This is a genomic window from Serratia plymuthica (assembly GCF_018336935.1).
In the GTDB taxonomy this organism is placed as follows: Bacteria; Pseudomonadota; Gammaproteobacteria; order Enterobacterales; family Enterobacteriaceae; genus Serratia; species Serratia plymuthica_B.
The window spans coordinates 2,591,191-2,605,888 of sequence record NZ_CP068771.1 but is presented as its reverse complement, the minus strand read 5'-3'; the positions used below and the strand labels follow the sequence as shown (position 1 = coordinate 2,605,888).

Genomic DNA, 14,698 nt, shown 5'->3' with positions numbered 1-14,698 from the left:
GTGCAATGGCCTGCGCGTGGCGCAGGTCAGGCATTGTGCCTGTAACATTCTTTTTAAAGCAAAGCCTGCCGGAGGGCATTGAGAATGAATAAAACCTATGCCGCCAACGCCGTTAAATCCGCTGGAATCAAACAAGGTGCAGGTACGGTGTTGAAGACGTTGTCTAAAGTGATCATCATGGCGTTACTGAATTATGGCCCCGCCGGCGCGGCCGGCTGGTTGTTGCGGGCCGTTGGCCGCAAACCGATTCGCTTTGTGCTGGCGCTGGTGCTGGAACCCCTGTTCCGCAAAGGCCTGAACAAGGTATTTGGGCGTTACGCGGCGGGTGGAAAAATGCCACCCAGATAGGGTGGCATAAACGTTACTTGATGGCGGTCACTTTCGTCCCCGGCGTTGCCAGATAGACCCAGTCTGCGCCGTCGCTGATAATGGCCTGAGCCGAGGGAGAGGCTGCCGTATTGGTACAGAAAATAACGGTGCCTTTGCAGGAGGTCGCCGCAGGAAGCTGAGAAAACGTCATTGACGATAAATTGGTACCAAAGCGACTGATACGGCTATTGGGCCGCCAGCCGGCAGCGGTTTTCACCCAACTGTAAATCGCGCCTTCCTGGTCCCCGGTTACCGCTGTATTGAACCATTCGGAACCGACAGGGCGCATGACACTCCCTAGCTCTTTGGGAACATCGGCGACACGCGCCACGCTGTAGCTGCTTTTGCCGGGTTGATATGAACTGCCATAGTTAGTACTGATCGTTGTCGCGCCTTCGACATCGACATCGATGACCGAACCTGCGCCGGACAGTGAGGCATAGCGAAAGTCACCCAGGCAGCGGCCGCCAAAGAAGCGCAGATTACTGGTGTCACAGCTTACGCTGCCGTACTGACAGTCGACCAGATCGATTCGGGTATTTGCGCCATCTCCGGTAAGGGCAACGTTGCTGGAGAAATGGGTGTCAGAAATCGTACCCGGATAAGAAGGGTGGCTCCACGTCAGATTCGCCAACCAACAGTTGCTGATCATGGCCTTTACGCTGGAGGAAAAGTTCATGTCTTGTAACCAGCATCCACTCATGAAAACATTGAACCGTTTCCCGGATGCAGCATGCGTAATATTTCCCGCACGGTTAATATTGGTTGCATACAAAACACCATACCCCGTACTGTAAACCAAATCATTTACTTCCGATGCCTGAATTTCATTAAGATAAACTTCCCCAGAGTTCATGTGCAATAATCGGCTGGCATTGGTGTTTTCTCCAATTAATGTTTTCAATGGGCCGCTACGATGTTCCATATGCAATTTCGTGAACCACAATCCAATGCCGCCATGAATGTAAATGGTCGGGCTGATCAGGTTGGCTTCCCATTGGCAATCTTCAAAACGCAACATGTTACAATCATCATTCTGGATGGTTGAAGTTAAATGAACGGGGGCCAGTAGCATTTTATCGTAATCTGTAATATCGGTGTAACTGTTATAATCACCTGAGGTTCTGCCGCAACCTTGGACTTCAAGAAATTTAAAGTAACTGTCCTGAACTTTATCAAGATAGAGACCTGCACCTTTGCAATAGAGGATGCTTACATTCTGTACTTGCACGTAACCCGCGTATTTTATGCTTAATCCACTAATGATTTTATAATTGCCGCGTATTTGAAAATTTCTAAAGTTGATCCCACTATAAGTCATTTCCCCTGTGTTGGCGGAAACGGTAATGACTCCGCTAACGTCTGAAATATCAGTCAGATCTGGCCCGATATAGGTTAATACTGCCCGCCCGTTAAAACTGTTTTCGCCGTAGAGCGCGATCCCTTTGTTAGCTGGGAAAACGACCGGTTTTGCGATATTCCAGTAACCGCTGGGGATTTTTACTGAGCGATCACCTTGTATCAGTGAAATATTTTGAATAAATGAGCTGTTATCACTTAGGGTAGGATCACAACCGCCATCATATAAAGAAAGTTGCGTTAAATCATTTCGTCGCCACACTGCCGTTGATTGATTAACTACCACAGTGGAGTATCCGCCGTCATCGATTGCATCGGCAATATTAAGATAGCCTGTAAATACGCCACCACCTTTGCCTTTTCCTGCATAGTACTCTGCTAAAAAAATACGTTGCCCATCATATTCTGGCAAAGTGTTTCTTAATGCATTCATAGTGTTTGCTGCGACCATGTTTTGCTCTAAATTAATTGCGCTCATAGAGTTCTCCGGGTAGTATTAAATGTTAGGGAAAGCATCTTCGACGCCAAGTTTTGTCGGATTGAAGGTGCAATGTTGAGGTTATTCTCAGCAAGATAATGCTATCCTGGTTTTTTACGAGGTGCGATATTAGGTCGTTCGGCTATATACCACACAATGAATAACATGCATGGCAAGCGGTACTGGCGCGAAAGACCTTATCCATGACATAAAATAGTCTGTCTTATGACTATAATAATGCTCATAGGCTGCCGAGATTAACGAATTTCATATAACTCTATGTTTTATAGAATAAAAGGAAGTCACTCTACGCAAAATGAAACGACTGCAAAATGAGTTAACCTCGCTGGTCAACCGCGGGATGGATCGCCATTTGCGTCTGGCGGTGACCGGCCTTAGCCGCAGCGGCAAAACCGCCTTTATCACCGCCTTCGTCAACCAACTGCTGCACGTTCACAGCGGTGCGCGCATGCCGCTGTTTTCGCCGGTGCGCGAAGAGCGACTTCTGGGCGTGAAACGCATTCCGCAGCGCGATCTGGGCATTCAGCGTTTTACCTATGATGAAGGGCTGGCACAGCTTTATGGCACTCCGCCAAGTTGGCCGACCCCGACGCGCGGCGTCAGCGAAATTCGCCTGGCGCTGCGTTACCGTTCCAACGACTCGCTGTTGCGGCATTTTAAAGATACCTCGACGCTGTATCTGGAGATCGTCGATTATCCCGGCGAGTGGTTGCTGGACTTGCCCATGCTGGAACAGGACTATCTGGCCTGGTCGCGCCAGATGGGCGGTCTGTTGCAGGGCGATCGCGCCGAGTGGGCCAAACCCTGGCTAGAACTGTGCAAAGGTTGCGATCCGCTCGCGCCGGCCGACGAGAACAAGTTGGCGGCCATTGCTCAGGCCTACACCGACTATCTGCTGCGTTGCAAAAGCGAAGGCTTGCACTTTATCCAGCCGGGCCGCTTCGTGCTGCCGGGCGATCTGGCCGGCGCGCCGGCGTTGCAGTTTTTCCCGTGGCCCAATGTCGACAGCCTCGGCGAATCTAAACTGGCACAGGCTGACAAGCACACCAACATCGGCATGCTGCGGGCGCGTTTCAATTACTACTGCCAATCCATCGTCAAAAACTTCTATAAAGAACATTTCGTCCGTTTCGATCGGCAGATTGTACTGGTCGACTGTCTGCAACCGCTCAACAGCGGCCCGCAGGCGTTCAACGATATGCGCCTGGCGCTGACCCAATTGATGCAAAGTTTCCACTACGGCAAGCGCACGCTGTTCCGTCGCTTGTTCTCGCCGACCATCGACAAGCTGATGTTTGCCGCCACCAAGGCGGATCACATTACCGCCGATCAACATGCCAATCTGGTGTCGTTGTTGCAGCAGTTGGTGCAGGAAGCATGGCAGAACGCGGCCTTTGAGGGCATCAGCATGGATTGCGTGGGGTTGGCCTCCGTACAGGCGACCGAAAGCGGCATCGTCGATCACCAGGGGCAGCGGATCCCGGCCTTGAAGGGCAATCGCCTCGCCGACGGCGCGCCACTGACGGTGTTCCCCGGTGAAGTACCGGCGCGTTTGCCGGGGCCGGCTTTCTGGCAAAACCAGGGTTTCCACTTTGATGAGTTTCGTCCACGCGCCATGAGCGTAGACAGCCCGTTGCCGCACATCCGCCTGGACGCGGTGATGGAGTTTTTACTGGGAGATAAATTGCGATGAGCGAACCGATAAAGCCACGTATCGATTTTGAAGAGCCGTTGCAGCCGCCGCAAGAGCCCATATTGCGCGCCAACGTCGCCTTTGATGAACAGCAGGCGGAGCGTTTTTTCCCGGCCGCGCCTGAGTTGGAGCAGGAAGAGGAAGAAGGGCGCGCCGAAGGTATTGTCAATGCCGCCTTGAAACCCAAACGCAGCCTGTGGCGCAAAATGGTTACCGCCGGGTTGGCGTTGTTCGGCGTCAGCGTGGTGGCGCAGGGCGTGCAGTGGGTGCATACCGCCTGGGTGCAGCAGGATTGGATTGCCATGGGCGGCGGCGTGGCAGGCGGCTTGATCGTGTTTGCCGGGGTGGGGTCGGTCGTGACCGAATGGCGCCGGTTGTATCGTCTGCGCCAGCGTGCGGAAGAGCGCGACGTGGCGCGAGAGCTGTTGCACAGCCACGGGTTGGGCAAGGGCCGTGAATTCTGCGAGAAGCTGGCGCGGCAGGCCGGTCTCGATCAGGGCCATCCGGCGTTGCAACGTTGGCAGGCTTCGCTGCATGAAACTCAAAACGACCGTGAAGTGGTCGCGCTTTATGCCAAGCTGGTGCAGCCCGTCCTGGATAATCAGGCGCGTCGTGAAATCAGCCGTTCGGCGGCGGAATCCACATTAATGATCGCCGTCAGCCCGCTGGCGCTGGTGGATATGGCGTTTATCGCCTGGCGTAACATTCGGCTGATCAACCGCATTGCGGCGTTGTACGGCATCGAGTTGGGCTATTTCAGCCGTCTGCGGCTGTTCCGCCTGGTGCTGCTGAATATCGCCTTTGCCGGCGCGTCCGAACTGGTACGCGAAGTGGGGATGGACTGGATGTCACAGGATCTGGCCGCACGGCTGTCCGCCCGCGCAGCCCAAGGCATTGGCGCCGGTTTGCTGACGGCCAGGCTGGGCATCAAGGCTATGGAGCTGTGCCGCCCGCTTCCGTGGCTGGAAGGTGAGAAGCCCAAACTCGGGGATTTCCGCAGCCAGTTGGTCGGTCAACTGAAAGACGCCATGAAAAAAAACGATAACAAAGCTAAATAACTCGCCTGCTGCGCCCACTCGGGCGCAGTTGTTTGTTTCTGCATCAATAGCCGCCGCGCAGCTCAATACGTAACCCCTGGTTGACGAAAGACGATCTCCCTGCAATCACATTATATTTATCTAAAAATTTATTGCCGGTTATGATAACTCTCTGCAAATGAACTAAAATGACGCCGATGGTGTTATTTACTTGCGTTTAAAATCATCAACAGCGGCGATAAATCAGAGTTCTGTCAACTTTTGCTGACAGATTGCTTCTACCGCCCGGGGTGAGAGAGTATCATCATCGACAGTCATCCCCGCACCTGCAGAGATAAGGCCAATACTGATGCGTTTGGAAGTATTTTGCGAAGACCGGCTCGGTCTGACTCGAGAATTACTCGATCTTTTGGTATCGCGCAGCATCGATTTACGGGGTATCGAAATCGATCCCATCGGCCGCATTTACCTCAATTTTTCCCAGCTGGATTTTGACACCTTCCGCGCGCTGATGGCGGAGATCCGCCGCATTGCCGGCGTGACTGACGTGCGTACCGTTAACTTCATGCCGTCCGAGCGCGAACACCGTGCGTTGCGGGCGCTGCTGGAGTCGATGCCGGAGCCGGTATTTTCGATTGATATGCGGGGCAAGGTCGAGTTGGCCAACCCGGCGGCACAGGTGCTGTTCAGCTTCAGCGAAGATAAAATCCGCAATCAAACGGCTGCGGCTCTGATTGGCGGCTATAACTTCAGCCGCTGGCTGGAGAGCGAACAAACGGCGCCGCACTCAGAACGGGTCGTGATCCGCAGCCAGGATTTCCTGATGGATATCACCCCCATCTACCTGGAAGACGAAAACCAGCAGAACGCCACCGTTGGCGCGGTGGTGATGCTCAAGTCGACCGCCCGCATGGGGCGCCAGCTACAGAACCTGTCGGTGAACGACGATACCGAATTCGATCATATCGTGGCCGTCAGCCCGAAAATGCGCCAGGTGCTGGAGCAGGCGCGTAAACTGGCGATGCTGGATGCGCCGTTGCTGCTGGTCGGCGACACCGGCACCGGCAAAGACATTCTGGCTCGCGCCTGCCACCTGCGCAGCCCGCGCGGCAAACAGCCGTTCCTGGCGCTCAATTGCGCCGCACTGCCGGATGACGTGGTGGAAAGCGAGCTGTTCGGCCATGCGCCCGGCGCTTACCCCAATGCGCTGGAAGGCAAGAAGGGCTTCTTCGAGCAGGCGCACGGCGGCTCGGTGCTGCTGGATGAGATCGGTGAAATGTCGCCGCGCATGCAAACCAAACTGCTGCGTTTCATTAACGACGGCACTTTCCGCCGCGTTGGGGAAGAACACGAAGTACACGTGGATGTGCGGGTCATCTGCGCCACCCAGAAAAACCTGACTGAGCTGGTGCAGCGCGGTGAATTCCGCGAGGATCTCTATTATCGCCTTAACGTGCTGACCATCACTATTCCGCCGCTGCGCGAGCGTCCGCAGGACATCATGCCGTTGACCGAGCTGTTTGTGGCGCGCTTTGCCGACGAACAGGGTGTGGCGCGACCGAAATTGGCGAACGATCTGGGCAGTTTCCTCAGCAAGTACGGCTGGCCGGGCAACGTGCGGCAGTTGAAAAACGCCATTTACCGCGCGCTGACGCAAACGGAAGGCTTTGAGCTGCGCCCGCAGGATATCGTACTGCCGGAATTTGAGGTCGAGATGTCGCTGGGCGACGAAGTGCTGGACGGCTCGCTGGACGATATCAGCAAGCGCTTCGAGCGTTCGGTGCTGACGCGGTTATACCGCACTTACCCGAGCACGCGAAAACTGGCGAAACGCCTGGGGGTTTCGCATACCGCGATTGCCAACAAGCTGCGCGAGTATGGCCTCAGCAGCCGCAAGGCGACAGGGGAAAGCGAAGAATAAAAAACGGGCGCCGCGGCGCCCGTTTCGTTTATCAGAAGCCCGCGAAAGCCGGCCCTGATTACATCACTTCAGTGCAGCCAGCGCAGCATCGTAATCCGGCTCGTTGGTGATCTCATTCACCAGCTCGCTGTACAGCACATTGTCCTGGCCATCCAGCACCACGACCGCACGCGCAGTCAGACCCGCCAACGGGCCTTCAGCGATTTCGACGCCGTAAGCCTGTTTGAATTCTGCGCCACGCAGGGTGGACAGCGTCACTACGTTGCTCAGGCCTTCCGCGCCGCAGAAGCGTGACTGGGCGAACGGCAGATCGGAGGAGATGCACAGCACCACGGTATTATCCAGACCGCTGGCCAGTTGGTTGAATTTACGTACCGAGGCAGCGCAAACGCCGGTATCAATACTTGGGAAAATGTTCAGGACTTTGCGTTTACCCGCGAAGCTGCTTAGCGCTACGTCTGACAGGTCTTTGGCAACCAGCGAGAACGCTTTGGCTTGTTCGCCCGATTGTGGCAGATGGCCTGCAACGCTGACCGGGTTGCCTTGGAAATGTACTGTCTGAGTCATTGGCTTGGTTCCTTTTACAGGTGTTTATACAAAGGGGATGAACCTAATAAAATAGCCGCAATGGCTGGATTTACCATTAGGTTCACGCCCTGGCGTCAGTTTAAGTCAACAATTGTGGGTTGGATATATAAAGTTTGCTAAATAGTTGTATATATTAGGTTGTGTCCAAAAACTGTCCGCCCGTTAGCCCGTTTTTATACGCCATTTTCGCTCAGGAGCCGTTATGAGAAGCATGCGTTTTTACCCAGAAGCCTGGCCATTGCATACCGCCTTTGTCATTGCCCGCGGCAGCCGCACCGAAGCGAAAGTGGTGGTGGTCGAGATTGAACTGCAGGGCGTGCGCGGCATCGGCGAATGCACGCCCTATGCGCGCTATGGCGAAAGCGAAGCCTCGGTGCTGGCGCAACTGGCAGAGGTGGCACCGGCTATCGAACGGGGAGTGACGCGCGAGCAGTTGCAGCAGTTGATGCCGGCGGGTGCGGCGCGTAATGCGGTGGATTCGGCGCTATGGGATCTGGAGTGCCGTCTCAGCGGCCAGAACCGCTGGCAGCGCAGCGGTGTCACGGCGCCGGAACGCATCCTGATGGCGCAAACCGTCAGCATCGGCTCGCCGGAGGCAATGGCGTTCGCCGCGCGCGAACTCGACCAGCAGGGCGCTCGGCTGTTGAAAATCAAGCTGGATAATCACCTGATCAGCGAACGGCTGGTGGCCATCCGCGCAGCGGTGCCGGAAGCGACGCTGATCGTCGATGCCAACGAGTCCTGGCAGGCGGAAGGCCTGGTTGCGCGTTGCCAACTGTTGGCGGATCTGGGTGTGGCAATGTTGGAGCAGCCGCTGCCGGCAGCCGATGACGGCGCGCTGGAGAACTTTATCCATCCGCTGCCGATTTGTGCCGATGAGAGTTGCCACACCAGCCGCGATCTGCCGGCGCTTATCGGCCGCTATCAGATGGTCAATATCAAGTTGGATAAAACCGGCGGCCTGACGGAAGCGCTGGTTTTGGCCAGGCAGGCTCGGGAGCAGGGGTTCGCCATTATGCTCGGCTGCATGTTATGTACTTCACGGGCGATCAACGCGGCGTTACCGCTGGCCCCAGGGGCGCGCTTCGTGGATTTGGATGGCCCGACCTGGCTGGCAAAGGACGTCGACGCGGGGCTGGATTTCGACTATGGGGCGATCAATCTCGCCCCACGGCAGCATTAATCCTGGTAGGTCAGCAACTCTACCATCGCCTCGAGGTAACTCTCGCTGGCGGCATCGGCGGAAATGGGCGGGAACTCGGCGGTGATGCAGGGCAGCGACAAATCGGCGCACCAGCTGCCGAACGAACCCGGCGTTTCGTAACCCACGCTGGTGACCAGAGGCAAGGCAAACTTATGCGAAAGCCAGACACCGAGCTTGGAGCTGGCGGGATCTTCAATGCAGGCCAAGGGTTCATGAAACGACACCACCCAGCGCGGTTTCAGCCGATGAATCAGGTGACACAGCGCCTGGGTTTCCGGTTCCGAGCCGGGGCGGCCGCCGGTTGACAGCTTGACATCCCGCGCTTCTGCCGCGCTGTTCCAACGATAAACCGTATCGCCGGAGCGCCAGTTGGCGGCGGGGAAGTTACGGTTCAGGTCAACGCCGTTGGCATTGGCGCGCAACCCCAGTTGGCACCCGTCGGGATTGACCGCCAACACTACGTGATGGCGCAGCCGGTTTGGCGCAATGCTGCGTAGCGCACAAGAAAGGGTGACGATAGCGGCCCCCTCGTCACCGTGGGTGCCGGCGATGATCAGCCCGGTTTCCGGCCCGCTGATGGCCGCGGGGAAATAGAGCAGCGGCGCCCCTAACAGCGAACTGCCGTAATTCTCTCCTGCAACGGCCAATTGGCCACGTTCACTGCGCGGTCGATGCTGGATCATGGTGTTGTCCCTGGGTTAAATGTCGAGAGTCATTATCATTTTATTCAGTGTATTACGCTTTGGCTCATCTTTCCCAGAGCAATTGTTTCACCTTTGCCTGATATGTGAGCTGTGCGTTAGCGCAGGTAACAATAAAACCGCGCCGGCCATTTCGCTGTTGTTATACTATCGGCAAAGCTAACCCAATAACCAAGCAGGGGATTTAACATGCCAGTAGCCAGAATAGTTGCCAGCTATAGCGAAAATGAAAAGGATACCATCACGCTGCTGTGCGGCGTGGATGAGGAAAACCAGATCCGTCAGGGTGAATGGTTCGGCGTGGTGAAGAACGATGACGGGCGTGGCGATGAGTCCAATTATCCCTTTACCCTGCACGTCGACTACCAGAAAAACACCTTCTATCTCGACTATGGTTATGACGATGCCGAGTCGCGCCAGATGCAGAAGACCGATATTTACGCTAAGCCGCTCGCCGAACAAAGCTTCTTCACCATTTTCGACGAGGAAGAAGGGGAAGAGTTCAGCTACCGCATCAACAGCATCCACCTTTACGACTAATCACGCCTGAGACAAAAATGCCCGTGCCGACGCTGTCGCACGGGCATTTTTTATTGCCTGGACCTCAGTTTTTGCATCTTGCCCGCTCTGGGCTATAGGTGAGAAGGATCTTGTGCTATATGATAAAAAATTCAGATGGTTAACGGGGATGAATCAGAATGACGAGAAGAAAAATTCAGCAAGGTTTTCGTTTTGCGTTATGTGCAGTGGCTATTGGCGCAGGATTAAGCAGCGCGATGGCGGCGCAGGTTCCCCCAGGCACCACTCTGGCGGAAAAGCAGGAAATTGTTCGCCATATTAAAGATGAGCCGGCCTCACTGGATCCGATCAAGGCCGTGGGCTTGCCGGAGGCGCAACTGGCACGCGACCTGTTCGAAGGGCTGGTGAATCAGGACGCCAACGGCAAGGTGATCCCCGGCGTCGCTACCCGTTGGCAGACGACTGATAATCAAACCTATATCTTCACGCTGCGCAAAGATGCGCGCTGGTCAAACGGTGACCCTGTAACGGCGAAGGATTTCGTTTATAGCTGGCAACGCTTGGTAGAACCGAAGAACCTGTCACCCTTTGCCTGGTTCGCCCAACTGGCCGGCATTCAGAACGCCGACGAAATCATCGCCGGCAAGTTGCCTGCCGATAAGCTGGGCGTAACGGCGTTGGACGATTACACCTTTAAAGTGCAGTTGAACAAGCCGGTACCGTATTTTGTCAGCCTGACCGCCAACTTCAGCCTGTTCCCGGTGAACCGGTCGGTGGTGGAGAAATTCGGCAATGACTGGACCAAAGTCGGCAACCTGGTGGGTAACGGCGCGTTTAAACTGCAGGAGCGGGTGGTCAATGAGAAACTGGTGCTGACGCCAAACGAACACTATTGGGATCACGCGCATACCGTGCTGACCAAAGTGACCTTCGTGCCGATCAACCAGGAGTCCAACGCCACCAAACGTTATCTGGCCGGCGACATTGATATCACCGAGTCTTTCCCGAAAAATATGTACCAGAAGTTGCTGAAAGATATCCCGGATCAGGTTTATACCCCGGATCAGCTCGGCACTTATTATTACGCGTTCAATACCCAACGTGCGCCGACCAACGACGTGCGAGTGCGTAAAGCGCTGTCTTACGCGATCGACCGTAAAATTATCGCCGAAAAAGTGCTGGGCACCGGTGAAAAGCCGGCCTATCACTTCACGCCGGACGTTACCGCCGGGTTTAAACCGCAAGTGAGCCTGATGCAGCAGCAATCGCAGGCAGAACTGAATGCGCAGGCCAAGGCGTTGATGCAGGCCGCTGGCTACGGCCCGAATAATCCGTTGAAGCTGACATTGCTCTACAACACCTCTGAAAGCCACCAGAAAATCGCGATTGCCGTGGCGTCGATGTGGAAGAAAACGCTCGGTATTGACGTCAAGTTGCAAAACCAGGAATGGAAAACCTATATCGACAGCCGCAACACCGGTAATTTCGACGTCGTGCGCGCTTCCTGGGTGGGCGATTACAACGAGGCATCGACCTTCCTGTCGCTGCTGAGCTCTACCCACAGCGGCAACATCGCCAAATTCAAGAGCGCCAGGTATGACAATCTGCTGGCGCAGGCCAGCCGGGAAACCAGCGCAAAGGCTCTGACGGCGGATTACAATAAAGCGGAACAGATCATTGCGGAGCAGGCGCCGATCGCGCCAATTTACCAGTACACCAACGGTCGCCTGATCAAGCCGTGGGTAAAAGGCTACCCGATCACCAACCCGGAGGACGTGGCCTACAGCCAGACAATGTATATTTTGCAGCATTGATCTGCCGCGTTATTTGCTACGTATTTTTATCAGACCCCGCTAATGGCGGGGTTTTATTTTTGTGGCAGAACGATAGCGGTTATGGCACCGCAAACAGCGCCTTACGCGCGATGGCGGAAGGAAATACGCAAGACACATCATGCGCGCAGCCGGGGACGATCAGCAACTGGCGCTTGGCGTGCGGGGCGATAAAACGCCGATCGTAAGCCGCATAGGCGATGCCGCGTTGCAGGCGGTAGGGTCCCTGTGCCTGCGCAGCGCAGGATTTGTCGAGTATTTTGTAGAAGGCGCCGGGCACGTTGCCGGTATCTTTTTCGCCCTCAATATAAGTGATGTCCGCCGCGTCATAGCGCCGGCTTACCGTCTCGCGGCTTTGATCATGAAAAGCGGGGATATTTTCCAGACCGTATTTCCAGCGATTTAGGTTTGGGCATGAGTCGCCGGTCATTTCCGTCCAGGTAAAGTCGCAACCTTTTTCCTGACTGCAACTGCGCCAGTCGACAACCGGCCGTGGCCGGAGGCGATCAAAGTAAAGCCAACTGCCAGGGTCGGAAATGACGTAACGCATGCTCACGCCGGTGGGTGGTTTCGCAAACCCGACATAATGCTGCACGAACTGCGCGCCGGCGGAAAACCCGGCGACAGTCACCCACTGCAACTGCGGCCATTTGATTTTCAGTTCGGCGATCAATTGGTCAAGCGCGGCAAACGAACTGACCTTTGACTGTAAATCCAATCCACCCTCGATCCAGGAGCTGCAACTCCACAAGGCATCACCCGGCTGCGCCGCAGGAACGCCGGGCGAATGGCAGCGCCTGGCCTGCGCGGTGGGAACCGGATAGAGCGGCGCAACCAGTAACCTGTCGTCGGTTTTATCTGCCTGTTGGGCCGCTTTCAGGGCTGCCGCCAGCGTTTTTCCTGCGTCTCTGGGGTGGCCATGCAGCACGATTAACGCGGAATGTGGCGTGCGCGCGTGGGATTTTACGACGTAGTAAGGCAAATTACCCGCCGCGTCGTCGAGCTTGAGCCGATAGGCATCAGCGATACTCTCGAGCGAATTTTCTGCGGCAAGCAGCGGATGAAATGGCGCAGGAGCAAGCGTCAAAATAGAAGCAAACAGTAGCGTCGATGTGTATTTCATGGGTACCGGGCTGAACGTTGGTCGTTATTCATCCATGTTAGCGCATAAGGTGCGGGCCAGGGGTAACCATCGAGCGGCTTTATCTTTGAGTCACAAAACATTAACGCTAGACTCTGTGTAACTGAAAAGCGAAGGGGATAAGGAATGGATGTCATTGAGGGGCGCGAGTTACAGGTTCCTGATGCGGTGTATGCCTATCAGCTTGATGGCAAGGGCGGCGTAACATCGATTGACTACGACGATAAAATTACCTGCGATGAGCCTTGCTGGCTGCATCTGGATTATGCGCACCCGGCCAGCGCCGAATGGCTGAACACTACGCCATTGTTGCCGGATGCGGTAAGAGAAGCGTTATCAGGGGAAAGCTCACGCCCGCGGGTCAGCCGCCTGGGCGATGGCACCATGATCACGTTGCGCAGCATTAATTTCAACGCCAACTCACGGCCGGATCAGCTGGTGACCATTCGCGTTTATATGACCGATAAACTGATCGTCTCCACCCGGCACCGCAAGGTGTACTCCATCGATCAGGTGGTGAACGATCTGCAAAGCGGTACTGGGCCAACCAACAGCGGCAACTGGTTGGTGGAAGTTGCCGATGCCTTGAACGATCACACCAGCGATTTTATAGAGGATCTGCACGATAAGATCATCGATTTGGAAGATGCGCTGTTGGAGCAGCAAATCCCGGAGCGCGGACAATTGGCGCTGATCCGCAAACAACTGATTGTGTTGCGCCGTTACATGGCGCCGCAGCGCGACGTATTTTCCCGGCTGGCGAGCGAGCGGTTGCCCTGGATGAACGATGACGACCGACGGCGCATGCAAGATGTTGCCGACCGGCTGGGACGCGGTCTGGACGATCTGGATGGCAGCATTGCGCGTACCGCGATACTTTCCGATGAAATTACCACCGTGATGGCCGACGCCATGAACCGCCGAACTTACACCATGTCGCTACTGGCAATGGTATTTTTGCCCACCACGTTTTTGACCGGATTATTCGGCGTTAACCTGGGCGGCATTCCCGGCGGTGGCAACCCCTTTGGTTTTGCCACGTTTTGCCTGATGCTGACGGGCCTGGTGCTCGGCGTGGCCTGGTGGCTGAAACGCAGCCGTTGGCTGTAGCCAAAAAAGCGTGAAAACCCGGTTAACATTGAGCGATATCAACTTTTGCCTCGGGGAAATGGGGCATGATCTCTCTCGCAGGTGAATGCAACGTCAAGCGATGGGCGTTGCGCTCCATAATTGTCTTACTTTCTTATTATTTAGAATTACTGCATAGCACATTGATTCATACGATGCCGGTCTAACCACCGGCATTTTTTTGTCTGCAGTTTACCGTTTTCAGGCCGCGCTTTCGTCCCAGAAACTGGCCTCGATTTTATGCCCGTCCAGATCGCGGACAAAGCACCCATAGTAGGCTTCGCCATAGTGCGGTCGTGATCCCGGGGCTCCTTCATCTTTTGCGCCGGCCTGCAACGCCAGCCGGTAAAAATCATCGACCTGCTGTTTGCTGGTGGCGAAAAAGCCTACGTGCACGCCGTTACCGGCAGATGCGGGTTGGTTATCGATCGGCACCTGCAGCCAGAACTCCGGATAATCACGCCCATAGCCAATAGCGCCTGGGTGCTCCAGTACTCGCCGGCAACCTAATGCGGAGAGCGCGCTATCGTAAAATTCGGCGGCGGCATCGAAATGATTGGTGCCCAGGGAAACGTGGGATACGCAAGGGGTAATGTTCATCGGCAATCTCCTGGTGACTGTATAAATACACAGTATAGGGTAAAGACGGCACTGTCCGATAAATTATGCTGGAATTGTGAGCAGGATCGAAAACTGTCGGAGGGAAG

The 14,698-nt window shown here is 55.3% G+C and carries 13 protein-coding genes; 8 read left to right on the top strand and 5 right to left on the bottom strand.

The features are described 5' to 3' along the window. Nucleotides 1-84: 84 nt before the first annotated feature. Entirely contained in the window at nucleotides 85-348 is a 264-nt protein-coding gene (pspD, locus tag JK621_RS12030; RefSeq protein ID WP_212560003.1) for a phage shock protein PspD, read from the top strand. 13 nt (nucleotides 349-361) lie between these two features. Here the strand turns inward: pspD and JK621_RS12025 are convergent, their stop codons facing one another. Then, nucleotides 362-2,206 (bottom strand): hypothetical protein, encoded by a 1,845-nt coding sequence (locus JK621_RS12025; protein WP_212560002.1) that lies wholly within the window; start codon nucleotides 2,204-2,206, stop codon nucleotides 362-364. A 316-nt stretch (nucleotides 2,207-2,522) separates the two neighbouring features. Here JK621_RS12025 and JK621_RS12020 point away from each other — a divergent pair, with 316 nt between their 5' ends. The 3 genes from JK621_RS12020 (at nucleotide 2,523) to tyrR (ending at nucleotide 6,878) form a co-directional block, all read left to right on the top strand. Beyond that, nucleotides 2,523-3,920, top strand: coding sequence for a YcjX family protein (locus JK621_RS12020; protein WP_212560001.1), 1,398 nt, complete (start codon nucleotides 2,523-2,525; stop codon nucleotides 3,918-3,920). After that, nucleotides 3,917-4,978, top strand: coding sequence for a YcjF family protein (locus tag JK621_RS12015; protein ID WP_212560000.1), 1,062 nt, complete (start codon nucleotides 3,917-3,919; stop codon nucleotides 4,976-4,978). The genes JK621_RS12020 and JK621_RS12015 overlap by 4 nt, the downstream gene beginning before the upstream one ends. 328 nt (nucleotides 4,979-5,306) lie before the next feature. After that, nucleotides 5,307-6,878 carry a transcriptional regulator TyrR gene (gene tyrR / locus JK621_RS12010; protein ID WP_212559999.1) on the top strand — a complete coding sequence of 524 codons (1,572 nt, stop codon included), beginning with the start codon at nucleotides 5,307-5,309 and terminating at the stop codon, nucleotides 6,876-6,878. Nucleotides 6,879-6,941: 63 nt separating this feature from the next. Here the strand turns inward: tyrR and tpx are convergent, their stop codons facing one another. Beyond that, nucleotides 6,942-7,445, bottom strand: a complete 504-nt coding sequence (gene tpx, locus JK621_RS12005) for a thiol peroxidase (protein WP_006319550.1) — start codon at nucleotides 7,443-7,445, stop codon at nucleotides 6,942-6,944. Nucleotides 7,446-7,668: 223 nt separating this feature from the next. Here tpx and ycjG point away from each other — a divergent pair, with 223 nt between their 5' ends. Then, complete coding sequence (ycjG, locus tag JK621_RS12000) at nucleotides 7,669-8,649, top strand: L-Ala-D/L-Glu epimerase (RefSeq protein WP_212559998.1); 981 nt, start codon at nucleotides 7,669-7,671, stop codon at nucleotides 8,647-8,649. Here ycjG and mpaA read toward each other — a convergent pair. Then, entirely contained in the window at nucleotides 8,646-9,353 is a 708-nt protein-coding gene (gene mpaA / locus JK621_RS11995) for a murein tripeptide amidase MpaA (protein WP_212559997.1), read from the bottom strand. The genes ycjG and mpaA overlap by 4 nt on opposite strands. A 207-nt stretch (nucleotides 9,354-9,560) precedes the next feature. Between mpaA and JK621_RS11990 the strand changes: the two genes are divergently transcribed. Both JK621_RS11990 and JK621_RS11985 read left to right on the top strand, forming a co-directional pair. Further along, the gene (locus JK621_RS11990) at nucleotides 9,561-9,911 is read left to right on the top strand and encodes a hypothetical protein (RefSeq protein ID WP_212559996.1); all 351 of its coding nucleotides are present in this window, start codon (nucleotides 9,561-9,563) and stop codon (nucleotides 9,909-9,911) included. 158 nt (nucleotides 9,912-10,069) lie between these two features. Further along, on the top strand, nucleotides 10,070-11,704 hold the full coding sequence (locus tag JK621_RS11985; protein ID WP_212559995.1) for a peptide ABC transporter substrate-binding protein: 1,635 nt from the start codon (nucleotides 10,070-10,072) through the stop codon (nucleotides 11,702-11,704). Between the two features lie 79 nt (nucleotides 11,705-11,783). Here the strand turns inward: JK621_RS11985 and JK621_RS11980 are convergent, their stop codons facing one another. After that, complete coding sequence (locus JK621_RS11980) at nucleotides 11,784-12,845, bottom strand: hypothetical protein (RefSeq protein WP_212559994.1); 1,062 nt, start codon at nucleotides 12,843-12,845, stop codon at nucleotides 11,784-11,786. 144 nt (nucleotides 12,846-12,989) lie between these two features. Here JK621_RS11980 and zntB point away from each other — a divergent pair, with 144 nt between their 5' ends. Beyond that, nucleotides 12,990-13,973, top strand: coding sequence for a zinc transporter ZntB (gene zntB / locus JK621_RS11975; RefSeq protein WP_212559993.1), 984 nt, complete (start codon nucleotides 12,990-12,992; stop codon nucleotides 13,971-13,973). Nucleotides 13,974-14,192: 219 nt separating this feature from the next. Here zntB and JK621_RS11970 read toward each other — a convergent pair whose 3' ends face one another. Beyond that, nucleotides 14,193-14,591, bottom strand: coding sequence for a VOC family protein (locus JK621_RS11970; RefSeq protein ID WP_212559992.1), 399 nt, complete (start codon nucleotides 14,589-14,591; stop codon nucleotides 14,193-14,195). Nucleotides 14,592-14,698 lie beyond the last annotated feature (107 nt).

Excerpts from the sequence above, each read along its gene's own strand:
- pspD (WP_212560003.1), top strand. The coding sequence starts at position 85 with ATGAATAAAACCTATGCCGCCAACGCCGTTAAATCCGCTGGAATCAAA.
- JK621_RS12025 (WP_212560002.1), bottom strand. The coding sequence starts at position 2,206 with ATGAGCGCAATTAATTTAGAGCAAAACATGGTCGCAGCAAACACTATG.
- JK621_RS12020 (WP_212560001.1), top strand. The coding sequence starts at position 2,523 with ATGAAACGACTGCAAAATGAGTTAACCTCGCTGGTCAACCGCGGGATG.
- JK621_RS12015 (WP_212560000.1), top strand. The coding sequence starts at position 3,917 with ATGAGCGAACCGATAAAGCCACGTATCGATTTTGAAGAGCCGTTGCAG.
- tyrR (WP_212559999.1), top strand. The coding sequence starts at position 5,307 with ATGCGTTTGGAAGTATTTTGCGAAGACCGGCTCGGTCTGACTCGAGAA.
- tpx (WP_006319550.1), bottom strand. The coding sequence starts at position 7,445 with ATGACTCAGACAGTACATTTCCAAGGCAACCCGGTCAGCGTTGCAGGC.
- ycjG (WP_212559998.1), top strand. The coding sequence starts at position 7,669 with ATGAGAAGCATGCGTTTTTACCCAGAAGCCTGGCCATTGCATACCGCC.
- mpaA (WP_212559997.1), bottom strand. The coding sequence starts at position 9,353 with ATGATCCAGCATCGACCGCGCAGTGAACGTGGCCAATTGGCCGTTGCA.
- JK621_RS11990 (WP_212559996.1), top strand. The coding sequence starts at position 9,561 with ATGCCAGTAGCCAGAATAGTTGCCAGCTATAGCGAAAATGAAAAGGAT.
- JK621_RS11985 (WP_212559995.1), top strand. The coding sequence starts at position 10,070 with ATGACGAGAAGAAAAATTCAGCAAGGTTTTCGTTTTGCGTTATGTGCA.
- JK621_RS11980 (WP_212559994.1), bottom strand. The coding sequence starts at position 12,845 with ATGAAATACACATCGACGCTACTGTTTGCTTCTATTTTGACGCTTGCT.
- zntB (WP_212559993.1), top strand. The coding sequence starts at position 12,990 with ATGGATGTCATTGAGGGGCGCGAGTTACAGGTTCCTGATGCGGTGTAT.
- JK621_RS11970 (WP_212559992.1), bottom strand. The coding sequence starts at position 14,591 with ATGAACATTACCCCTTGCGTATCCCACGTTTCCCTGGGCACCAATCAT.